A 22,667-nucleotide genomic window follows, 5' to 3' on the forward strand; every position below is an offset into this window, starting at 1 on the left:
TGCAGGCGCTCGAGCTCGTCGCCGGCATCCCGCACGTACCGACGCACGGCCGAGTCGCTCCACGCGCCCTCGGCGTAGCCGAAGAACCGCAGGTGCAGCTCGATCAGCTTGGTCACGCTCGCGATCGTGTCGGAGTCGAAGCGCAGGGCCTGCAGCCGTTTGCGGGCCAGCCGCGCGCCCTTGACGTCGTGGTGGTGGAAGGTCACCCCGCCGCCGTCCTCGAGCCGCCGCGTGGCGGGCTTGCCGATGTCGTGAAGCAGGGCGGCGAGCCGCAGGCGGACGTCGGGCGCGGCATCCGGATTGCGCTCCCGTTCGAGCTCGATCGCCTGCCGCACCACCGTCAATGAGTGCTCGTAGACGTCCTTGTGGTGGTGGTGCTCGTCGACCTCGAGGCGCAGCGCCGGCACCTCGGGCAGGAACTTCGCCATCAGACCGGTGTCGACGAGCAGGCGGATGCCGCGCGCCGGGTCATCGGCCTGCAGCAGCTTCACGAGCTCGCCCTGGATGCGCTCGGGGCTCACGATCGAGAGCGTCTCGGCGCGCTCGGCCATCGCGGCGACGGTCGCGGGATCGACGTCGAAACCCAACTGGGCGCTGAAGCGGGCGGCGCGCAGCATGCGCAGCGGGTCATCGCCGAAGCTGACCGCCGGGTCGACAGGGGTGCGGAGGATGCCGGCGACGAGGTCCTCGACGCCTCCGGTCGGGTCGACCAGGGCGGGGCCGGGAAGGCGCAGCGCCATCGCGTTGACGGTGAAGTCGCGCCGCGCGAGGTCGCCCTCGAGGTCGTCGCCGAACGCGACGACCGGCTTGCGCGTGGCGCCGTCGTACTCGTCGGCGCGGTAGGTGGTGATCTCCACCTGCTCGCCGCGGACGCGGGCGCCGATGGTGCCGAAGTCGCGGCCGATGTCCCACTGCGCGGAGGAGATCGGCTTCACGATCCGCAGGATGTCGTCGGGCCGCGCGTTGGTCGTGAAATCCAGGTCGTTCGTCGGCCGGCCCAGCAGCGCGTCGCGCACCGGGCCGCCGACGAGTGCGAGCTCGAAGCCGGCGTCGGCGAACGCGCGCGCGAGGGCGTCGACGACCGGCGACGCGGCAAGCGCGCCGATGCGGGCGAGGCCCTCGGCCATGTTGAGCATGGGTTCGAGCCTACCGAGCGCTCCTGCGCTCCCCTGTCGGCGACTACCCAGCGAACCGCAGGAACTGTGTGAACAGCAACTCACGCACGCGAGGGAGAAGGTCCGCGCGCAACGCGGCGGCATCCACCTCGAGCAGCTGTGCGATCGCGTCGATCAGGACCCCGACCGGCAGGTCGCCGTCGCACGCCCCGACCAGGCCGGCCAGTGCGGGGTCGACCTCGAGCGTGCGCGCGAAGCCTCCGCCCTGACGCAGTTCGATGACGCTGGGGTCCTCGGCGCCGGGCAGGTGGTGCCGCGCCTCGGTGACGTCGGGAGCCACCTCCAGCACGCTCGCCGCGAGCGCAGCGTCGTCCATGTCGGCAAGCCGCTGGTGCGCAGCCAGCGACGCCGCCAGGTGCGGGCCCAGGGCCCCGCCGACGGGCTGCGTCACCCGCTCGTAGCGGGCGAGCGTGGGCGCCGACCCCCGCGAGCGGTGCAGCAGCACGTATCCGAACCCGATGCCGGTGACCCCGCGCTCGGCGAAGTCGTCGAGCCAGGCCGCCAGCAGTCGCGTGGACTCCGGCGAACCGGGCTCCGTGCCGCCGTCGCGGATCCACAGCTCGGCGTATGCGAGCGGGTCGAGAACCTCCCGCTCCACCACCCATGCGTCCAGAGGAATATCGGATGCCGCCACCCACTGGCGCACCCGATCGAGCCCGTCCTCGCCGTCGCGGTACTCCCAGTTGCCCAACAGCTGCGCGACCCCGCCGGGGGCGAGGTGCACACCCACGCCGCTGACGACCTGCGCCACGAGCGCGTCGCCCACGAGCCCGCCGTCGCGGTACTCGTACGCCGGCACCCCCGCCGCGCGGGGCGTGATGACGAACGGTGGGTTCGACACGACCCGTTCGAACTGTTCGCCCGTGACCGGCTCGAACAGGCTCCCCCGCCGCACCTCGATGCCGTCGACGCCGTTCAGCAGGGCGTTGAGGCGGGTGAAGTGAAGGGCCCGCTCGGACACGTCCGTCGCGATCACGAGGTCGGCGTCGCGCCGCGCGCGCAGCGCCTGGATGCCACATCCTGTACCGATGTCGAGCACGCGACCCACGCGGCCGGGCAGCTGCAGGCCGGCAAGCGTCAGCGATGCGCCGCCGACGCCCAGCACATGGTCTTCGGGCAGGGGCCCACCCAGCGCCGCCTCGTCGAGGTCGCTCGCGACCCACCACTGCACATCACCGGCGTCATCGGAGAACTCCTGCGGGCGGATGACCGCGCGCGGCATGATCGTGTCACCCGAGGCCGTCGCCAGCTCCAGGGCGATCAGTCCCGCCGCACCGGTCAGCGGCAGGGCGGCGTCCACGACCGCTGCAGGCTGCCGCATGCCCAGCACGAGCAGCCGGGCCAGCACCGCGAGGGGGTCGGACCGGCCGGTCAGAGTCCGCTCGGCGGGCAGGCGCAGCCCCCGAGCGATCGCCCCGTCGGCCGCCTCGCCCCACGCGTCGCGCAGACCGTCGGCAGAAAAGGCGGCGGCCCGCAGGTCGTCCGCGAGGGCGCGGCAGAGGGCGGGATCGGGAGGTGTCGGCATCCTTCCATTCAACCCCGCTTCGGGCGGATCGCCCCGCCGTTCGGGAAGCTCAAAGGCCGCCCGGCCTAGAATCGGCTGACCGTGCGGTCATGAATCGCACCCGAGCCGAAACCCGCCATGACCGACATCCCCGCCGCACCGCGCCGCCCCTGGCGCCTCGCGCTGCTGACCGCGCTGATGGTCGTGCTCATGCTCGCCCCGGCATGGTCCAGCGCCGCAGCCGCAGCCGCAGCCGCCGCAACCAGCGCCGCTGCAGCAGCCACACCCGAAAGCGACGAGACCGACACCGACGCAGCGCTCGAGATGACCCTGTCGCCGGTGGGCAACGGAATCGTGCGGCCCGGAGACGCTCTCGCGGTGTCGGTGACCCTGTCCAACGGCACGTCGCTGAACTCCCCCGCCGCCGAAGTGGTGCTGGAGCTGGGCGCGGCACCGCTGGGCGACCGCGCCGCGCTGAGCGCGTGGCTGGCAGGTGACGGCACCGCGGACGACCTGGCTGTGGTGGCCGTCGCCGTCGCCGACGCCGTGGATGCCGGCGAACGTGGCGTGACCGGCCTGATGCTCCCCCCCGATGACCCGCAGCTGGCGGGCCGCGCGCCCGGGGTGTACCCGCTGCGCGCAACGGCCACGAACGCGTCGGGCACCCTCATGTCCACGAGCGTGATGACCGTGCCCGACGACGGCGCCGGCGGCGCCGGCGTGGGCGTCATCGTTCCCATCACCGCGCCGCCTGCGAGCGACGGCCTGCTCTCTTCGGATGAGCTCACCGCCCTCACCGCCCCGGACGGCGAGCTCACCGCGCAGCTCGCCGCCGTCGCCGGCACCACCGCGATCCTCGCCGTGGACCCCGCTGTCCTCGCGGCCGTCCGAGTGCTCGGCAGCGCCGCACCTCCCTCGGCCACCGCGTGGCTGGCGCAGCTGGAGGCTCTGCCCAACGACCGCTTCGCCCTGCAGTTCGGCGACGCCGACGTCGCAGCCCAGCTCGACGCGGGCCTGCCCGCGCCGCTACCCCCCACCTCCCTGCAGCCGTACCTGAATGCGGCGGACTTCGTGCCCGACCCTGCGGCGACCCCGGTCCCGACGCCCACTCCGACGACGACCCCCACGTCGACGCCGGCGCCTGCGAGGGCGGACACCGACGAACCCGCACAACAGGTCAGCCCGACCCCCACACCGACGCCCACCCCCACCACGCCGCCGGGGCAACCGGTCTACCCGACGCTGGACGAGCTGGTCTCGGTCGAAGCGACGCGCGGTGCGGTGTACTGGCCCTTCACCGGCACCGCGGGACCGGCGACGGTCGCCACCCTCGGCGGGTTGGGCAGCGGTGAGGATGCCGCGCTCACACTCATCCCCTCCGGCACGACCACCTCGGGCGCCGGCGACGCCACGGTCGCCGCCAGGGCCGTCGCGGGCGAGGCCTCGGTGCTCGTCTACGATTCGGCCGTCTCGGCGGCGCTCCGCGACGCCTCGGCGATCGACGAGAGCTCGCTGCGCGGCGCACCACTGACCGAAGCCACGGCTCACCTCGCCTTCGCGGTGCGCGAGAGCGGCGGCCGCCCGATCGCGGTCACAGTCGACCGGCTCGACGGCCGCTCGAGCTTCGGCCTCACCACGGCGCTGTCGGCAGTGGCCAATGCGCCGGGCGCCACTCCGGTCGGCCTTGATGCACTCGTCGCCGCGGAGCCCGTCGCCGTCACCGTCACCGAGAGCGAACCCGACGAAGCCCGCACGGCCGCGGTCACCGAGCTTCTGGAAGGCGAGGCTGCGCTCACCGACTTCGCCACCATCCTCGAGGACCCGACCCTCATCACCGGCCCCGAGCGCGCGAGCATTCTGCAGCTGCTGGGCGGCGGGTGGCTTCCGGACCCCGAGACCTGGCAGACGACCCTCGCCGAGCACCTGGAAGCGACCGCGGCGACTCTCAATGCGGTCAGCGTCCCGCAGCTCAGCGACATCAACCTGGTGGGCCAGAACGTGCCGCTGCGCATCTGGGTGCGCAACAGCCTGCCCTGGCCGGTCGATGTGGTGCTCATCGCCCAGCCCAGCGCACCCCGGCTGCTGGTGCAGGAGCAGTCCACGGTGCGAGCCGAGCCCGACAGCAACACCCGGGTGGAGATCCCCGTCGAGGCGCACGTCGGCAACGGCGAGGTCGACATCCGGTTCGAGCTGCTCTCCCCCACCGGCATCCCCGTGGGCTCTCCCCAGGTCGCGACCGTCATGGTGCGTGCCGATTGGGAGGTGATCGGGGTCGGAGCCCTCGTGACGGTCGTGGGCGGTCTTCTCGTCATCGGGCTTTTCCGCACGGTGCGCCGGCGCAGACGGGCCACCGCGGATGCCGCAGGCGCCGAGGACGGAGAACGATGAGCATCGGCCGGGCAAGTGTCATGATCGGCGCGGGCACCCTCGTCTCGCGGCTGACAGGGCTCCTGCGGTCGATCGTGCTCGTCACGGCGATCGGCACGGCGATGGCGGGTGACGCATTCGTCGTGGCCAATCAGCTCCCCAACGCGATCTTCCTCATCGTGTCGATGGGCATCCTCACCGGCGTCATCGTGCCGCAGATCGTCGCCGCCGGCCGCAGCGACGACGGCGGCGAGGCCTTCATCTCCAAGCTCATCACCCTGGGCGCGGTGGTGCTGCTGGCGATCACGGTCATCGCCGTCGCGTGCGCGCCGCTTCTGGTCTCGCTGTACGGTGGCGGGTTCTCCCCGCAGCAGCACGCCCTCGCGACCGTCTTCGCCTACTGGTGCCTGCCGCAGATCTTCTTCTACGGCCTCTACGCGCTGCTGGGCGAGACGCTCAACGCGCGCCGCGTGTTCGGCCCGTACACGTGGACCCCGGTGGTCAACAACGTCGTCTCGATCATCGGCTTCGGCGCCTTCATCGTGATCTACGGCACGCACTCCTCCATCGAGGGCTGGGATGCCGGGATGGTCGCGCTGATCGCCGGCACCGCGACGCTCGGCATCGTGCTGCAGGCCGTGCTGCTGCTGGTCTTCTGGCGCCGCACGGGTCTGCACCTGCGCCCCGACTTCCACTGGCGCGGCATGGGGCTCGGCGTCATCGGACGCCTGGCGAGCTGGACGTTCCTCATGGTGCTCGTCGCCCAGCTGAGCGCGATCGTGCAGTCCAACGTGCTGTCGGATGCCTCGGATGCCGGGGCCGCGGCGAACATGGTCACCGGCAACGCGAACCTCATCTTCATGCTGCCGTACTCGATCATCGTGCTGTCGATCGGCATCCCCTACTTCACGCAGCTCAGCGAACACGCCGCCGACGGCCGCATCGACGATATGCGGCGCGACATCGACACCAGCATCCGCTCGATCGGCGTGCTGATCGTCGGGGCCACCGCTGCGATCGCCGCCGCCGCCGTGCCCGTCTCCCGCATCTTCACCAACGACGCACCCACCGCCGTCGAGGGAGCGCTCGTGCTCGGCGGCTATCTGGTGGGGCTCATCCCCATCGCCGTGCTGTTCACCATCCAGCGCTCGTTCTACGCGCTCGGCGACACCCGCACGCCCTTCGTGTTCTCGCTCGTGCAGGCCGTCATCGTCGCCGTCACGGCGCTGCTGGCATCCACACTTCCCGCGGGGCTCACGGCGGCGGGCGTCGCGCTCGGTCAGTCGATCGCTCTCACGGTCGCTCTCGTCATCGCGGCGGTCATGCTGCGGCGCAAGATCGGCCGGCTCGAAGCCGGCAGGTGGGTGCCCGCGCTCGGCCGGTTCATGCTGGCGGCCCTCCCCGCGGGAGCGGCCGGATGGCTGATCTTCTTCACCTTCGGCGCCCAGGACAGCTGGATGCTGGCCGACAAGCTGCAGGGGGCTCTCGGCACCATGCTCATCGGCGCCGTCGTCGCCCTGGTCTACGTCGGAATGCTGGCGCTGCTGCGTGCCCCCGAGCTGCAGGTCGCCCTGGGCCTCGTGCGTCGGGTGCTGCCCGGCCGGCGCTGAGTCGGCAGTGCGCGGTGCGCCGGGGGCGGCTGGAATGCCCCGCGGTTAGCATGTGTTGAAGACATGAGCGGGTAATCCTCCCCGCCGTCGAAGGAGCAGCACACGTGCGTCAGGTCATCATCATCGGATCGGGTCCCGCCGGCTACACCGCCGCCATCTACGCGGCCCGTGCCAACCTCGAGCCACTGGTCATCGCGAGCTCCGTCGAAGTCGGCGGCGAGCTCATGAACACCACCGAGGTCGAGAACTTCCCCGGCTTCCCCGAGGCCATCATGGGTCCCGACCTCATGACGAGGATGCAGGAGCAGGCCGAGCGCTTCGGCGCCGAGGTGCTCTATCAGGACGTCGTGTCACTCGACCTCGACGGCGACGTCAAGACCGTGACACTCGGCAACGGCGAGGTGCACCAGGCGTACTCCGTGATCTACGCGACCGGGTCGGCGTACCGCAAGCTGGGCGTCCCCGGCGAGGAGCGCCTGTCGGGCCGCGGCGTGTCGTGGTGCGCCACATGCGACGGCTTCTTCTTCCGTGAGCGCACGATCGCCGTCGTCGGCGGCGGCGACTCGGCCATGGAAGAGGCGACGTTCCTCACGAAGTTCGCCTCCAAGGTGTACATCATCCACCGCAAGGACACCCTGCGCGCATCGAAGATCATGCAGGAGCGCGCCTTCGCGAACGAGAAGATCGAGTTCATCTGGAACAGCGAAGTCGCCGACATCCTCGGCGACGAGGCCGTCAACGGCGTCGTGCTGCGCTCCACCACCGACGGCACCACCCGCGAGCTGCCGCTGGACGGCCTGTTCGTCGCCATCGGCAATGACCCGCGCACCCACCTCGTGCACGACAAGCTCCAGCTCACCCCTGAGGGAACCATCTGGGTCGACGGTCGCACGTCGCGCACCTCGGTGCCGGGCGTGTTCGCCGCCGGCGACGTGATCGACCCCACCTACCGCCAGGCGGTCACCGCGGCCGCCAGCGGCACGGTCGCCGCCCTCGACGTCGAGCACTACCTCGCCGCGCGCGGCGAGGCGGCCCTGCCCGAGAGCGACGTCGCGCAGATCGACGGCCTGCCGGATGCCGCCACGGTCGGCGCCTGAGGAACAATCCCCCACGCCTCGACGTTCCCCCTACTGACAGACTTCCCAAGGAGAGCATTCATGACAGCCAAGGCCACCACCTCGAGCAACTGGCAGCAGGACGTCCTCGACGCCGACGGCCCCGTGCTCGTCGACTTCTGGGCGGAATGGTGCGGCCCGTGCCGCATGGTCTCGCCGATCCTCGACGAGATCCAGTCCGAGCACCCCGGCAAGATCACCATTCTCAAGCTCAACGTCGACGAGAACCCGGATCTTGCGATGAAGTACCAGATCACGTCGATCCCGGCGATGAAGGTGTTCCGCAAGGGCGAGGTCGAGAAGACGATCATCGGCGCCAAGCCGAAGTTCGCCCTCGAGCAGGATCTCGCCGCCTATATCGGCTGAGACGCCCTTACGCATAAGGCCCGGTCCAGACACGTCTGGTCGGGCCTTTCGCGTGCCTGAGGCGCCTCAGGAGGCGTCTGCGCGCACCGCGGCATCCCACGGTCGGTGCGGCTCGGAGCCGAGAAGACGCCAGACCGCGCTGGTGAGCTCCGGGTAGTCGAGGGCGATCTGGCGCAGCACGCGGTAGTTGCGGGCCTCGGTGGGCCGCGCACCCCCGTCGGCGGCGATGTTGTCGGCGCGCAGCAGCAGCACCACGAGCTCATCGACGCTCGGCAGGTCCTCCATGAATTCCCAGGGATCCTCGCCCGCGCGCAGGCGCTCGTGCACCAGCACCGACAGCTCGTCGCCGGCCTCAGCGCGCAGCAGTTCGAGGCTCGCCCGGCGGGGGGCGTGGGACTCGTCGGCTGTCATTCATCCAGCCTACGTCGGGCCGCCGATGCCCGGGTCAGCGGGCGCCGAACTCGGTCTCGCCGATCTCCTCGAGAATGCGGTTGAGGTCCTGGATCGTCGCGAAATCGATGATGACCTGGCCTTTTCTTGCGCCGATGTTGATCTTCACCTTGGTGTTCAGTCGATCGCCCAGCCGCTCGGCGACCTCATCGAGGTGTGCACGTCGCGCGCCCGCCTTCGGGAGGGCACGGCGCGACGTGCCGGCATCCGTCGCCTTCGCCGCAGCCTCGGCGGCGCGCACCGAAAGGTCCTCGTTGACGATCTTGTCGGCGAGCCGCTGCATCGCCTCGGGGTCCTCGAGTGACAGGACGGCGCGGGCGTGCCCGGCGCTCAAGACGCCCGCGGCGACCCGATGCTGCACCGGAATCGGCAGCTTCAGCAGGCGGATGGTGTTGCTGATCTGCGGCCGGGACCGGCCGATGCGCGTGGCGAGCTCTTCTTGCGTGATGCCGAAGTCCTCGAGCAGCTGCTGGTAGGCGGATGCCTCTTCCAGCGGGTTCAGCTCCGAGCGGTGCAGGTTCTCGAGCAGCGCGTCACGCAACAGGTGCTCGTCCTCGGTGTCGCGCACGATCGCCGGGATCGAGGTGAGGCCCGCTTCACGCGACGCGCGCGTGCGCCGCTCCCCCATGATGAGCTCGTACTTGCCGTCGGCGTTGGTGCGCACGACGACGGGCTGCAGCACGCCGAACTCCCGCACGCTGTGCACGAGCTCTGCGAGATCGTCGGAGTCGAAGTGCGTGCGCGGCTGGCGCGGGTTCGGGACGATGTCGTTGGGGTCGACCTGGATCAGGCGGGTGCCCGGGATGGCGACGAGCTCGGGCGCGGCTGGGTCGGATGCCGGTGCGTCGGGGGCGTCGGCCTCGGGCACGTCTGTCGCGTCCGTGCGCGAGGTGTCTTCGGACGTCGCGGGCTGCGCGACGACGGCGGCATCCGTCGTGGACGTCTCTTCGGTTGCCGCTGCGGACGCGGCGACGGCTGCAGCCTCAGCCTCGGCGGCCTTCCGCGAGGCGCCGGGGAAGAACACGTCGACGGGACGCGCCTCCGACGGCTCCGACGTCGGGATGAGCGCCCCAATGCCTCGACCGAGACCAGTTCTCTTCGCCATCAGGGTTTTCCTTCTTCTTTGTGTGTCGTGCCGCGCTGGATGATCTCCACCGCTGCTTCCTTGTAAGCCACTGCCCCGGCTGAGTGTCCGTCGTACGCGATGACGGTCTGTCCGAAGCTCGGAGCCTCGGACACTCGCACCGAGCGCGGGATCACCGTGCGCAGAACCTGCTCGGCGAAGTGCGAGCGCACCTCTTCGGCGACCTGCTGGGCGAGGCGGGTGCGGCCGTCGTACATGGTCAGCAGGATCGTCGAGACGTGCAGCTGGGGGTTGAGGTGCTTCTGGATCATCCGCACACTCCCGAGCAGCTGGCTGAGCCCCTCCAGCGCGTAGTACTCGCATTGGATCGGGATCATCACCTCGTCGGCCGCCGTGAACGCATTGATCGTCAGCAGCCCTAGCGAGGGCGGGCAGTCGATGATGACGAAGTCCAGACGCGGCTGCAGATCGCGCAGGTAGTCCTCGAGGGCCGTCTTGAGCCGGTGCTCGCGTGCCACCTGGGACACCAGTTCAATTTCAGCGCCGGCGAGGTGGATCGTGCTGGGCGCACAGAAGAGATTCGGTGATTCCGGGCTCTGCTGCACGATGTCGGCGAGCGGGAAGTCGTCGATCAGAACGTCGTAAACGCTCGGGATGTCGGCCGTGTGGGGGATCCCCAGCGCCGTGGAGGCGTTTCCCTGCGGGTCCAGGTCGATGACGAGCACACGTGCGCCGAGAGCGGCGAGAGCGGCGGCGACGTTCACTGCCGTCGTGGTCTTGCCCACCCCGCCCTTCTGGTTGGAAACGGTGAAAACGCGGGTTTCTCCGGTCAATCGCACGTCAACGACGTCGAGCGCGCGGCGCCGTGCGGTGAGGTCCGCCAATTCCCGCGCCAGCGGTGCGTCGTCGAGGCTGAAGGATGCCGGTCCGGCTCCATCCTCGGGTTGTTTCACGTGAAACATCCTTCCGTTTTCGCTCGACGAGACACCTGTTCAACCCTACGCGACCCCGCCCCCACTCCCGTCCTCCGCACCGCCGGGCGCGGGCACAATCCCACTCCCGAGGCGGCGTTTCACGTGAAACATCTCTGCATTCCGGCCCCACCGCGGGCTTGGGGCGCGTGGCCGAAGGGCCCCGGTCACGCACGAGGTGGCATCCCTATGTACTGACGAGCGGCCAGGCCTCCCCTGCCGGTGGTTGTTGAACGCCCGGTTGCAGCGTGGACGGTCGGCCTAGCCAAGCCATCTTGGGGTGCGAGGACGACATCTCACGACGCCTACCGGCCCGCCGCGCCCACACAACCGGTGGGTGCGCTAGCGCAACGCCGCACAAACAAAGAGCGGCGTTGCACCCGCTTTCGGCGCCTTCGGCCTAGCGGCACTTCGACGTCCCGTCGCCGCACCCATTCGGGGTCGGCGACGCGCCTCCCCTTTGCAGGTGCGCGCGGCGCGGAAACCTGGGCTCCTCTTCCTTGGCCGACGGCCGGACTCAGCGCCTGAACCCTCGCTGGGCCGGGGCCGGGCGCCTGGAAATTGCGGAAATTTGCGCCCCTATCGGTTCATTTTGGGTACGCGCAGCGTGCGCGGCGGAGGAATCCGCGGACCTGCTGGCGCCTTGGACATGCTGCTCGCGCACCACAGGGGCGCTGGTGCAATCGAAATGACCCGCAGAAGAACCCCGAGCGCACACTATTGCGGGCTCTGTCGTCCGCGGTGGCCGAGCCGGACACCGAAATAGCCACACTCTGCGGCTGGGGCGGGTACGCGGAGTACCCTCGCTACAAGCTGGGCCCACCCGTCGAGCTGCTAGTTTCACGTGAAACGGACCATTACTCCGGTGCACGCTGGTAGATCATGATCAACCCCTGTCCCCCACACCCCTCGGTGTCCTTGGCGGCCGTGGGCGTGATGTTTCACGTGAAACGGCAGTTCGATAGCGCGCGAGGCGTGACCGCGGGTCGCCGTCACGCCGGTCGTGTCGCGGCCCTGCGGCGTGGCCCGCCCAAAGCTGAACCGCCTGTACGCGCGACCCCCGGGCCCGAACCCGTGAGATGCGGAGGGGTGTTTCACGTGAAACGCACCGGTTTGCCGGTTCGAGGCTCGTCGCTCGGTGCTCGTGCCCTGCTTCGCTCGCATACCGACCCTCCCGCGGTGTCAAGCAGCTACGGCATAGTGCACCGCCGCTTTTCCCACTCGCGTCACACTCCCCGCCCTCGTTTCGGCCCCGTGCAAGCGCCCGTTTCACGTGAAACATCTAGTCCGGCGGCAGGCGCGCCGGGACCCATGCTCAGCCGGCGTCGATCCGGGCTCTGGGATGCTGCCGCTGCGCTTACCCATGCCGGACGCAAGACCGGCCGGCAGACGGACACCTCGGCCCCGAACGAGTCACCGACGCAACTTGGTCGCTTGTTTCACGTGAAACATACCGAAAGGAGCGAATCTCGCGCTTGGGGCAGGCCGTCGCGCCCCGCACGCCGAGGTGCGAGGTGCCAGAACGCGGGCGCGCGGAGGGCAGAAGGTGGCGAGCCCGCGCCGCCGGCTAGCCCATCCGACCCCGGTGCGCGAAAGGCGTGCCCACAGGCATAACCTCCCCCGCTTCCGCACCATACGTGACCCCCGTGGGTCCTCTGCGACCCATTAACCGACCAGTTGCGAACCGGGCGACGGGGCGCTCGACGACGACGCGCGGCTCCCGCACACGGCGGGCGGCAGGCCTGTCGCCGACACGGACCTTGAGCTTCACCCCTTGGTGGGTGATGAGCGCCGCGTCCCCCGCCGTCGCGAACGAAGAACCGCGTGCGCGCGGCGCACATGCGTATCTGCGCGCAGAATGTTTCACGTGAAACGCGTCCTGTCATGCCCTCTCTCGTAGGCAGTCCTGGCCTCCCCTTGTACCGGGTCATCTGACCACATGTCCACGGCAGCACTGGCCCGGGTAAGTGCGGCGCAGGGTGTCGGGCGCCCGTGGCGCGCGCCAACCACGTCCGTCTGGCCAGATCAGGATGGATCAAAGGGGAGACCAGAACCATGAGGATCCCCCCGCTCGGCCGCCCGTCGGTTGCAACAACGGCGCGGCGAGACCACCTGTCAACGGTCAGTCCACCTTCTCGCGACCGCCACAAGCCAGCCTGGCATCCGACGGCCCCGAGGCTTTTCGTGCGCCCGATGGTCGACAGGAGTGGCAACATCACGAAGGCAGGAATGGCCGCTGTCCGGCCCCCCGAAGTCAGAGCGTCCGGATTACTCCTACGAGGCGGCGAATACTCACTCGATCCACCGAATACTCACTCGGCACCGCGAATACTCACTCGCCAGCAGATCCCTTGTTTCACGTGAAACAGGTGCCCTTTCGGCGGGCATGCGGCTCGAATCGGTGCCTCTCGGCGTCATTTCGGGGCGACCCCGGAGTACGAAGCGGTGCGCAGAATGGCTCTCACACAACCGAAACCGGTCGTTTTCCCCCATCGAGAACGGGTCGTGAGGCGGGGAGCGGTCGGCCAGCAGGCCGCGTCAGCGGACGGTGGCTCGGATGACCCGCGTCGGCTCCGCGATCAGACCCTCGCCCACCGGCTCGACCCGCACGTTCGAAAGACGGAACCTGCGGATGACCTTCTCGGCAGCCGCGATCTCGTTCGCCGCGTTCGCGCCCTTGAGCAGGACGAGCTCGCCCCCGTCGCGCACCAGCGGAGCGGTGAGTGGAACCAGCGTGCGCAGCGCGCTCACCGCCCGCGCAGTCACGGCGTCGAGGACGGGACCGCGTGACCAGTCCTCCGCCCGCGCGCGCAGCACCTCGACGTTGTCGAGTCCCAGCTCACGCACCTGTTCCTCGAGCCACATCACCCGGCGCTCCATCGGCTCGATGAGCACCCACCGCACGTCGGGACGCGCGATCGCCAGCACGACGCCAGGCAGACCTGCGCCGGACCCCACGTCGCCCACCGTGCCCTGGAACAACGGGGCGGCCACCGCGCTGTTGAGGATGTGCCGTGTCCACAGTCTCGGCAGCTCCAGCGGTCCGATGAGACCACGCTCTTCGCCGTGCGCAGCGAGTGCCGACGTGAACGCGCGCGCAACGTCAATGCGGTCGCCGAAAATTTCCCACGCGACCTGGGGTTCTTCTTCGAGAGTGTTCATCACGGAAGCGGAGCGTCAGGCGCGGCTGATGACCGTGTGCCGGTCGGCGCCCTCACCGTAGGACTCCGAGACGAAGCCCCGCGCCGAGGCCACATCGTGCACGAGCTTGCGCTCGTAGCTCGACATGGGCGGCAGGGATGCCTGCGATGCGCCCTCGTCCAGACGCTCGATCGCGAGATCGACCAGGCGCTCCAGTTCGCGCTGGCGCTGCTCACGCGATCCCCCGACATCGAGGATTAGACGCGAGAAGCGTCCGGTGCGGTTCTGAACGGCAAGCCGTGTCAGCTCCTGCAGCGCCTGCACCGTGTCCGGGTGGCTCAGCAGGGACAGCGAGCCCGAGTCCTCGGCTTCGACCGAAACGTACGCGCGCCCGGCGCGCACGTCCAGGGCGAGGTCACCGTCGATGTCGGCGATATCGAGCAGCTCTTCGAGGTAGTCGGCGGCGATGTCGCCTTCCTGCTCGAGCTGCTCGACCGTGGCGTCCGCGGATTCAGGCGTGAGAGTCATGTTCGTTTTCCTTCGTGCGATCAGGACTTCTTGGGCGGCTTCGGCGGCGTCGTACTCGGCCGGCTGCCGTCAGTGCCGTCGGATGCGGAGCCTCCCGGCTTGCCCGAAGCGTCGGGCGAGGCCTTCTTGGCGGGACCACTCTTGGGCGGCGTCGAACGCGGCCGGCCGGCGGCGCTGCTGTCGGATGCGGAGCCTCCCGTGGCGTCGGAGCCCGCCGGCTTTCCCGAGCCGTCGGCCGAGGCCTTCTTCGCGGGAGCACCCTTGGGCGCCTGCTTCTTCTTCGCGCGCTGCTTGCCGACCGGCTGCTGGCGCTTGGGCGCGGCCGCACGTGCGCGCTCTGCCTCTTCAGCCAGACGCCGCTGCTCCTCCTGGTACTTCTCCATCGGGATGACGCGGCCCTTGGAATCCAGCGCCTTACCCTTGCGTGCCAGGCGCTCCTCGCGCTGCTTCGCGGCGTCGGAGCCGGGGGTCGGCAGGTTGCGGATCACGACGAACTGCTGCGCCATCGTCCACAGGTTCGACGTGAACCAGTACATGACCACACCGAGGGGGAAGAAGACACCCGAGAAGATGAATGCCAGCGGCAGCACGTACAGCATGATCTTCTGCATCTGGTACGCCTGGCCGGTCTTGGCCTCGGGCGACAGGTTCTTCGAGATGATCTGCAGCTGGGTGATGAACTGCGACGCGATCATCAGCACCACGAGGATGATCAGGATGATGACGGTCGCGGTCTGCCCCTGGTTGATCGCGTCGATCATGTTGACGTGCAGCGGAGCGACATCGAAGAGCTGCGCGTCGTAGAACTGCTTCGTGAGCTCGGTGTTGAGCAAGCCCACACCGCCCACGCCCCACTCAGCGTGCTTCTTCACATCGCTGAGCGTGTAGAACATGCCCAGCAGAATCGGCATCTGCACCAGCAGCGGCAGACAGCTCGACACCGGTGTGGTGCCGTGCTTCTTGTACAGCGCCATCGTCTCGCGGCTCATGGCCTCGCGAGAAAGCTGGTCCTTCTTGCCGCGGTACTTCTCCTGGACTTTACGCAGCTCAGGAGCAATTTCCATCATCTTGCGCTGGCTCTTGATCTGCCGCACGAACAGCGGGATCAGCGCGGAGCGCACCACGATGACGAGGCCGATGATGGACAGCACCCAGGTGGCACCTGCCGTAGCAGGCATCCCCACAGCCGTGAACAGCCAGTGCCAGAACACCAGGATGAGCTCGACAAGCCACTTGAACGGCCACATCAGCGTGCTGAAGAGGTCGAAACCCTCCCCGGGAGGCGGTGTCGTCGGGGTGGGGACCACCGGGATCGGGGTGGCAGCGAAGAGATCCAGCACGGATCAGTCCTTTCCGGAGGGCACGACGAATCCGTGCCGAGTCAGCTCATGGCCAAAGCGTGGATTCGACGGTACGTCATCAATCCCGCCGGCAGCCCAGGGATGACAGCGGGCCAGGCGCATCGCGGCCATCGCGGTCCCTTTCGCAAGCCCGTACTGCTGGACGGAGCCGACGGCATAGGCGGAACACGAGGGGTAGTACTTGCAGACGTCGCCATAGACGTGGGAGATCGTGGCGCGGTAGCCGTGCAGAAGGGCGAGCCCCAGGTTGCGAGGAACGAGGGGGATGCCGCGCACCAGCGCGTCGGCGTGGAGCGCGCCGTCACCGACGAAAGCCGTCGGCAAGGTCGACACGCTCATGCCGGCACCCGTTTGGCCAGACAGCGCCGGACCTCGCTGCGCAGTTCGGCATAGGGTGCGGTCGCGGCGCTGGGCAGAGCGCGGATCACGACATCGGTGCCCGAGGGCACGTCGCTCAGCGCCTCGGCGCACACGGCCTTGAGCCGCCGCCGGACGGTGTTGCGCACGACGGCGCCGCCGACCTGCTTGCTCACGATGAAGCCGAACCGGGAGGTGCCGTCACCGGGGGATGCCGCAACGTAGGTCACGGTGTGGGATCCCCCACACCGCCTACCGCCGCGGACCACCGCTCGGTACTCGACGCCGCGAGTGAGGCGGTTCGGCCTCGAAAGCACAGCTTGCGTCAGGCAGAGAGCTCGGTGCGCCCCTTGGCGCGACGAGCGGCGAGGATGCCACGGCCCGCGCGGGTACGCATGCGGGCGCGGAAGCCGTGCTTCTTGGCGCGACGACGGTTGTTGGGCTGGAAGGTGCGCTTGCTCATGAGGATCACTCCGGATCGGCGGTCACCGGAACGCTGGGACCGGGGACGCGGGTACAGGGGACTGCCCGACTGGGCATACGTCAACCGATTAAGGGTACGTCGCGCCGCCCGATAACTCAAACCGGGCGCAGGCAGCCGCTCACTTTATCCACCGGCTGCGCCCACGCCTGGCAATGACACGCGGCGGCGGCCTACAGTGGATTTGGTGGAGGCGAGGTTGCCTGATTAGCGTTGCCCCCGCACGTTATCCACAGGCCCGCCCCCTCCGAGTGCGGCGGGATGCCACGGCGCATCGACCCCCGGAGGCGCAATGTCACAGCACGATCTTCCAGACGTTCCGGTCTGGAGAGCCGTGCTCGGCGAACTCTCCCACGACGAGCGGGTGACCCCTCAATTGCAGGGATTCCTCAGCCTCGCCGTGGCGCAGGGCGTCATGAGCGGAACGCTGTACCTGGATGTGCCCAATGAGCTCACCGCCGCTCAGCTGAACAAGCGTCTGCGCGCGCCGATCATGGAGGCCCTCGCCCGGGTCGACGCGCAGCCGGCGGCATCGGCCTTTCGCGTGGTGGTCAACCCGGAACTCGCCGACGCGCACCTGAGTGCACCCACGCCCCTGCAGCCGGTAGCGGCGCCCGTCATCGTGCGCAGTCCCATTGCCGAGGAACCCGAGCCGATCGCACCGCCGTCCCGCAGCGACACGCGGCTCAATCCGAAGTACACCTTCGACAACTTCGTCATCGGCCAGTCCAACCGTTTCGCGCATGCCGCCGCCGTGGCTGTGGCCGAAGCACCCGCGAAGGCGTACAACCCGCTGTTCATCTACGGCGACTCGGGTCTGGGCAAGACCCACCTGCTGCACGCGATCGGCGAGTACGGGCTGAGCCTTTACCCAGGCATCCGGGTGCGATACGTCTCGAGCGAAGAGTTCACCAACGACTTCATCAACTCGATCGCCAACAACCGCGGGGCCGCCTTCCAGGCACGCTACCGCGAAGTCGACATCCTGCTGATCGACGACATCCAGTTCCTGCAGGGGCGCGCCGAGACGCAAGAAGCCTTCTTCCACACGTTCAACCAGCTGCACGACCACGACAAGCAGGTCGTGATCACCAGCGACCTGCCGCCGCGGCTGCTCACCGGGTTCGAAGACCGCATGCGCAGTCGGTTCGAATGGGGTCTGATCACCGACGTTCAGGCACCCGACCTCGAGACCCGCATCGCAATCCTCCGTAAGAAGGCGCAGTCCGAGCGACTTCTGGTGCCCGACGAGGTTCTCGAGTACATCGCCACGAAGGTCTCGTCGAACATCCGCGAGCTCGAAGGGGCGCTGATCCGCGTCTCGGCGTTCGCGAGCCTCAACCGCTCGTCGCTGGACATCTCCCTCGCACAGACCGTGCTGCGCGACATCATCGATCACGACGATGCCAACGTGGTCTCGCCAACCGACATCATCACCGCCACGGCGCAATACTTCCGGCTGTCGGTGGATGATCTCTACGGCTCAAGCAGGTCCCAGGCCGTCGCCACGGCCCGTCAGATCGCGATGTACCTGTGCCGTGAGCGCACGAGCCTGTCGCTGCCGAAGATCGGTCAGCTCTTCGGCAACCGCGACCACACGACCGTGATGTACGCCTACAAGAAGATCAGCGAACTCATGAAGGAGCGTCGCTCGATCTACAACCAGGTGTCGGAGATCACGACCCAGCTCGGTCGCAACGGCCGCTGACGGCCGCTGCCGCACACCGCGGCCTGAACACCCTGCGCGGGACGGGCCTCTCTTCGGGTACCCACGACGCTTCGGCGCGGGCTCCCACCGCGCGGGCTCCCACCGCGCGGCACCCCTCTCGCGTCTCCTCCCCGTCGCCACGACGACGTCTGGCGCGCGCCCGCGCCCGCATTCCCCGCGGCGTATGTTCCACGCGGTTGCGCATGCCATCCATCGGCGGTTGACAGGGCGCCTGTGGGGTCCCATCATCCAGTTCTACACAGTGTGGAAAACCTGTGGATAAATGTGAGACGCGCCGACACGATTGTGAGTGGATCCGGCCCGCCTGTGGATGACAAGAGTTTTGTGTCACCCCCCGACAACCCGCGGAATCACGCCAATCCTCACCGAATCCACAAGTCACACGCATGTAGTTCGGTTGTGCCGACTGGGATCGTCGAAGTTATCCACAGTTTCCACAGCTGTTAACAAGATGACAGAACCATCTCTATGAATTCCGGGTCCATCACCGTGTCCGCCGCTGCGCCGGCGTCTTCCGAGGCCGAGGCTTCGTGGCACTAGCATGGGAGGCCCTACCGCCATCAAGGGAGCACCAGTGAAGTTCCACGTCAATCGCGATGTCTTCAGCGAGGCCGTGTCGTTCGTCGTGAAGCTTCTGCCGCAGCGCAACCCGCAGCCGATCCTCGCCGGCGTGCTCATCGAAGCCACCGAGACCGGGCTGTCGCTGTCGGCCTTCGACTACGAGGCATCCGCCCGCACCACCATCGAGGCGACCGTCGACGACCCGGGCACGATCCTGGTTCACGGTCGACTGCTCGCCGACATCGCCAGCAAGCTCCCCAACGCTCCCGTGCAGATGAGCCTCGAAGAAGACGGCGGCATCCTGCTCACCTGCGGATCGGCGCGGTTCACCCTGTCGTCCATGCCGGTGCAGGAGTACCCCGCGATCCCCGAGGTCTCCGGAGAGTCCGGCCTCGTCCCCGCCGACGACTTCGCCACGGCGATCGCCCAGGTCGCCTTCGCCGCCTCGCGCGACGACGTGACTCCGGTGCTCACCGGCGTGCAGCTCGAGGTCTCGGGCACGCAGCTCAGCCTCGTCGCCACCGACCGCTACCGCGTCGCGCTGCGCGAGCTGCCGTGGGACGGCGGCTCGGCGGCGTCCGAAGAGACGACGACCGCGCTAGTGCCGGCGCGCACCCTGACCGAAGTCGGCAAGACCTTCGCGCACTCCGGCGACATCTCGATCGCCTTCTCCGGCACCGGCGACCGCGAGATCATCGCATTCACCGCCGGCAACAAGACGGTCACGTCGCTGCTGATCAAGGGCAACTTCCCGCCCGTGCGCCGCCTCTTCCCCGAGCAGACCGAGCACCACGCGGTCGTCAACACCGCCGACCTCGTCGAGGCTGTTCGTCGCGTGTCGCTCGTGCTCGACCGCTCGGCGCCGCTGCGGTTCACGTTCACCGCCGACGGCGTCTCGATGGACGCCTCGGGTACAGAGCAGGCTCGGGCAACCGAATCGGTCGATGCCACGCTCGTGGGCGAAGACGTCACGCTGGGCCTGAACCCCCAGTACCTCATCGAGGCTCTCGGCGCCGTCCGCAGCGAGTTCACCCGCATCACGTTCACCTCCAGCGAGAACGCCAACAAGCTCAGCCCGGTGCTGATCACGGCGCAGACCTCGGTGGACAGGGCGGGCGAGGGGTCGTTCAAGTACCTGCTGCAGCCCAACCTGCTCCTGCGCTGACCTGCCGCCGCCCGGCGTCCTGTCGGACCGGCGAACTAAGGTGATTCGGTGATCGTCGAGCAGCTCAGCCTCGTGGACTTCCGCAATTATGCGGCGGCCGACGTCGCACTGACGTCGGGAGCGAACGTCTTCGTCGGCCGCAACGGCCAGGGAAAGACGAACCTCGTCGAGGCGATCGCGTTCCTGGCCACGCTGGGGTCACACCGCGTCTCGAACGATGCCCCGATGGTGCGCGACGGCGCGGATGCCGCAATCGTGCGCGCGCGGCTCGCCCACGGGGAGCGCCGCGTGCAGCTCGAAGCCCAGGTCAACCGCCAGGGGTCGAACAAGGCGCGGGTCAACGGAGCTCCCGTGAAGCCTGCCGAACTGCCGCGTTACGCGCAGGTGGTGCTGTTCGCCCCCGAAGACCTGCAGATCGTGCGCGGCGACCCGTCGGCCCGCCGCCGCTTCGCCGATCAGCTGCTGGTCCAGCGCAGTCCCCGCATGTCGGGAGTGCTCGCCGACTACGACCGCGTGCTCAAACAGCGCACTGCGCTGCTGAAGTCCGCGAAGGCGCGGGGCGTTCGCGGCGATGCCCTCGCGACCCTCGACGTGTGGGACGACAAGCTCGTCACCCTCGGCACGCAGGTGATCCGGGCCCGGCTGGCATTGGCCGCCGAGCTCACCCAGCCCCTCGTCGACGCCTACTCCTCCATCGCCGGCGCCGACCACAGTCCCGAACTCGTCTGGGCGCTGTCGGTGGACGGCGCCGACCCCGAAGAGGATGCCGCGTCCGCGGCGACGGCCTCCGATGCGTCCGCCGTCGAGGCGCTGTTCCGCTCCGCCCTCGCCGCACGCCGCACCGCCGAGCTCGAGCGCGGCCTCACCCTCACCGGGCCCCACCGCGACGACATGCTGCTGCGCGTGCGCGGTCTGCCGGTGAAGGGATATGCCTCCCACGGTGAATCGTGGTCGGTCGCGCTCGCACTGCGCCTGGCATCCGCCCATCTGCTGCGGGCGGAATCGCGCCTCGGCGACCCGGTGCTGATCCTCGACGACGTCTTCGCCGAGCTCGACGCCGATCGGCGCAGCCGCCTCGCCGGGCTCGTCGCCGACTACGAGCAGGTGGTCGTCACCGCTGCCGTCGAAGAAGACGTGCCGCAGGCGCTGCGTGCGCGGACCGTGCGCGTCGAGGCAGGTCGCATCCTGGAGGCGGACGATGACTGATCCCGCGCGCATTCCCGAGACGATTGCCACGTACATGCGGCTGCGGGGCCTGGAGCCGACGCAGCGGTCGCGGCGCCGCCGGCGCCCCGCGACGAACGATGAGAACGCCCCTTTCACGCCGGGACGCGATCCGCACGGACTCGGCGACGTGGTCGCCGACCTCACCCGCGCTTCGGGGTGGAACTCGCAGCTGGCCCGCGAGGACCTGGTGCTGCAGTGGGAACAGGTCGCCGGTGAGGAGACCGCGCGGCACGCATCTCCGGTCGCTCTGGGTGACGGCGTGCTCACGGTGCAGTGCGATTCGACCGCGTGGGCACGGCAGCTCACCCTCATGCGCGCGACGATCGTCACCGAGATCGTGCGACGCTTCCCAGAGGCGGGGGTCTCGAGCATCCGCTTCGTGGGGCCGGACGTCCCCTCCTGGAAATGGGGTCGCAGAGCGATTCCAGGGCGGGGTCCCCGCGATACCTACGGTTGACCGACGATCTGGGCCATTCCGGCGGTTTTCGTCGCGCCACAGGGCCATTCACGCCGCGAGTGAGCGGTGAAACCCGATAGACTGGACGCTCACGCACGATCGATGTGGAGCGCTCGAAACATATGACGTCTCAGAATCCCGACAGCGTTTCCGAAGAACCCGAATCGCGTACGGCGCCGGCGCGGAACAGCGAGTACGGGGCAGATGAGATCCAGGTCCTCGAGGGCCTCGAGGCGGTCCGCAAGCGCCCCGGCATGTACATCGGGTCGACGGGTGAGCGAGGCCTTCACCACCTCGTGTACGAGATCGTCGACAACTCCGTAGACGAGGCTCTCGCCGGGTACTGCGACACCATCAACGTGACCATCTTGGCCGACGGTGGCGTTCGAGTCGTCGACAACGGCCGCGGCATCCCCGTGGACATCCACCGCGCTGAGGGCAAGTCCACCGTCGAGGTCGTCCTCACCGTCCTGCACGCCGGCGGCAAGTTCGGCGGCGGGGGATACGCGGTCTCGGGTGGTCTGCACGGTGTGGGCTCGTCGGTGGTCAACGCTCTGTCCAGCCGCCTCGAGGTCGAGGTCAAGCGTCAGGGCCACGCCTGGCGCCAGACCTACCGCGACGGCGGTGTTCCGCAGGCACCCCTCGCACAGGCCGAGGAGACCGACGAGACCGGCACGACGATCGAGTTCTGGCCGGATGACACCATCTTCGAGACGGTGCACTTCGACTACGACACGCTGCGCACCCGCTTCCAGCAGACCGCGTTCCTCAACAAAGGACTGCGCATCACGCTCCGCGACGAGCGCCCCGACTCGGTATACACCGTCGATCTGCCTGACGGCACGTCGGAGGAGCACCAGCCGAATGACGACTTCCACTACGAGCGGGGCCTGGTCGACTACGTCGAGTACCTCAACAAGGTGCGCAAGGCAGAGGTCGTCAACGACGAGATCATCGAGATCGAGTCCGAGGACCGGGTGCGCCACATCGCCCTCGAGCTGGCGATGCAGTGGACCAC

General features: G+C 68.8%; 19 protein-coding genes and 1 pseudogene. 9 read left to right on the forward strand and 11 right to left on the reverse strand.

Annotated features, from left to right (window positions below; all coding sequences use genetic code 11):
• A partial coding sequence (locus tag NQ160_RS05025; RefSeq protein ID WP_257514145.1) for a CCA tRNA nucleotidyltransferase occupies positions 1-1,136 on the reverse strand: 1,136 nt, incomplete at its 3' end.
• Between the two features lie 43 nt (positions 1,137-1,179).
• Positions 1,180-2,700, reverse strand: a complete 1,521-nt coding sequence (locus NQ160_RS05030) for a DUF7059 domain-containing protein (protein ID WP_257514146.1) — start codon at positions 2,698-2,700, stop codon at positions 1,180-1,182.
• Positions 2,701-2,817: 117 nt separating this feature from the next.
• Between NQ160_RS05030 and NQ160_RS05035 the strand changes: the two genes are divergently transcribed.
• From NQ160_RS05035 to trxA, 4 genes are all read left to right on the forward strand, one after another.
• A complete protein-coding gene (locus NQ160_RS05035; protein WP_257514147.1) occupies positions 2,818-5,067 on the forward strand; it encodes a DUF6049 family protein in 2,250 nt (749 codons plus the stop codon).
• Between the two features lie 20 nt (positions 5,068-5,087).
• The gene (gene murJ, locus NQ160_RS05040) at positions 5,088-6,656 is read left to right on the forward strand and encodes a murein biosynthesis integral membrane protein MurJ (protein ID WP_374113628.1); all 1,569 of its coding nucleotides are present in this window, start codon (positions 5,088-5,090) and stop codon (positions 6,654-6,656) included.
• A 104-nt stretch (positions 6,657-6,760) separates the two neighbouring features.
• On the forward strand, positions 6,761-7,753 hold the full coding sequence (gene trxB / locus NQ160_RS05045; RefSeq protein WP_257514149.1) for a thioredoxin-disulfide reductase: 993 nt from the start codon (positions 6,761-6,763) through the stop codon (positions 7,751-7,753).
• A gap of 60 nt (positions 7,754-7,813) precedes the next feature.
• The gene (gene trxA / locus NQ160_RS05050; protein WP_191719678.1) at positions 7,814-8,137 is read left to right on the forward strand and encodes a thioredoxin; all 324 of its coding nucleotides are present in this window, start codon (positions 7,814-7,816) and stop codon (positions 8,135-8,137) included.
• A 66-nt stretch (positions 8,138-8,203) separates the two neighbouring features.
• Here the strand turns inward: trxA and NQ160_RS05055 are convergent, their stop codons facing one another.
• The 9 genes and pseudogenes from NQ160_RS05055 to rpmH form a co-directional block, all read right to left on the reverse strand.
• Positions 8,204-8,548 (reverse strand): tryptophan synthase subunit alpha, encoded by a 345-nt coding sequence (locus NQ160_RS05055; protein ID WP_257514150.1) that lies wholly within the window; start codon positions 8,546-8,548, stop codon positions 8,204-8,206.
• A gap of 34 nt (positions 8,549-8,582) precedes the next feature.
• Positions 8,583-9,692: a ParB/RepB/Spo0J family partition protein gene (locus NQ160_RS05060; protein WP_257514151.1), complete on the reverse strand. Its 1,110-nt coding sequence runs from the start codon at positions 9,690-9,692 to the stop codon at positions 8,583-8,585.
• A complete protein-coding gene (locus NQ160_RS05065; protein ID WP_257514152.1) occupies positions 9,692-10,633 on the reverse strand; it encodes a ParA family protein in 942 nt (313 codons plus the stop codon). Before NQ160_RS05065 ends, NQ160_RS05060 begins: the two co-directional genes overlap by 1 nt.
• 2,547 nt (positions 10,634-13,180) lie before the next feature.
• Entirely contained in the window at positions 13,181-13,804 is a 624-nt protein-coding gene (rsmG, locus tag NQ160_RS05070) for a 16S rRNA (guanine(527)-N(7))-methyltransferase RsmG (protein ID WP_257514153.1), read from the reverse strand.
• 15 nt (positions 13,805-13,819) lie between these two features.
• On the reverse strand, positions 13,820-14,311 hold the full coding sequence (locus NQ160_RS05075) for a Jag family protein (RefSeq protein ID WP_257514154.1): 492 nt from the start codon (positions 14,309-14,311) through the stop codon (positions 13,820-13,822).
• A gap of 257 nt (positions 14,312-14,568) precedes the next feature.
• Positions 14,569-15,648, reverse strand: a pseudogene (gene yidC, locus NQ160_RS05080) (membrane protein insertase YidC); the annotation flags it as partial.
• A 6-nt stretch (positions 15,649-15,654) separates the two neighbouring features.
• The gene (yidD, locus tag NQ160_RS05085) at positions 15,655-16,011 is read right to left on the reverse strand and encodes a membrane protein insertion efficiency factor YidD (protein ID WP_257514155.1); all 357 of its coding nucleotides are present in this window, start codon (positions 16,009-16,011) and stop codon (positions 15,655-15,657) included.
• Positions 16,008-16,346 carry a ribonuclease P protein component gene (gene rnpA / locus NQ160_RS05090; protein WP_308211445.1) on the reverse strand — a complete coding sequence of 113 codons (339 nt, stop codon included), beginning with the start codon at positions 16,344-16,346 and terminating at the stop codon, positions 16,008-16,010. The genes yidD and rnpA overlap by 4 nt, the downstream gene beginning before the upstream one ends.
• An 8-nt stretch (positions 16,347-16,354) precedes the next feature.
• Positions 16,355-16,492: a 50S ribosomal protein L34 gene (gene rpmH, locus NQ160_RS05095; RefSeq protein WP_013584598.1), complete on the reverse strand. Its 138-nt coding sequence runs from the start codon at positions 16,490-16,492 to the stop codon at positions 16,355-16,357.
• A gap of 310 nt (positions 16,493-16,802) precedes the next feature.
• On the opposite strand from rpmH, the gene dnaA reads away from it, so the two are divergent.
• From dnaA to NQ160_RS05120, 5 genes are all read left to right on the forward strand, one after another.
• Positions 16,803-18,218 (forward strand): chromosomal replication initiator protein DnaA, encoded by a 1,416-nt coding sequence (gene dnaA / locus NQ160_RS05100; RefSeq protein ID WP_257514157.1) that lies wholly within the window; start codon positions 16,803-16,805, stop codon positions 18,216-18,218.
• Positions 18,219-18,813: 595 nt separating this feature from the next.
• Positions 18,814-19,965 (forward strand): DNA polymerase III subunit beta, encoded by a 1,152-nt coding sequence (dnaN, locus tag NQ160_RS05105; RefSeq protein ID WP_257514158.1) that lies wholly within the window; start codon positions 18,814-18,816, stop codon positions 19,963-19,965.
• Between the two features lie 48 nt (positions 19,966-20,013).
• Positions 20,014-21,171 carry a DNA replication/repair protein RecF gene (gene recF, locus NQ160_RS05110; protein ID WP_257514159.1) on the forward strand — a complete coding sequence of 386 codons (1,158 nt, stop codon included), beginning with the start codon at positions 20,014-20,016 and terminating at the stop codon, positions 21,169-21,171.
• Positions 21,164-21,649: a DUF721 domain-containing protein gene (locus NQ160_RS05115; protein ID WP_257514160.1), complete on the forward strand. Its 486-nt coding sequence runs from the start codon at positions 21,164-21,166 to the stop codon at positions 21,647-21,649. Before recF ends, NQ160_RS05115 begins: the two co-directional genes overlap by 8 nt.
• Before the next feature lie 122 nt (positions 21,650-21,771).
• On the forward strand, positions 21,772-22,667 hold an 896-nt coding region (locus NQ160_RS05120; protein WP_257514161.1), incomplete at its 3' end, for an ATP-binding protein.

The organism is Microbacterium sp. zg.Y909, from assembly GCF_024626565.1.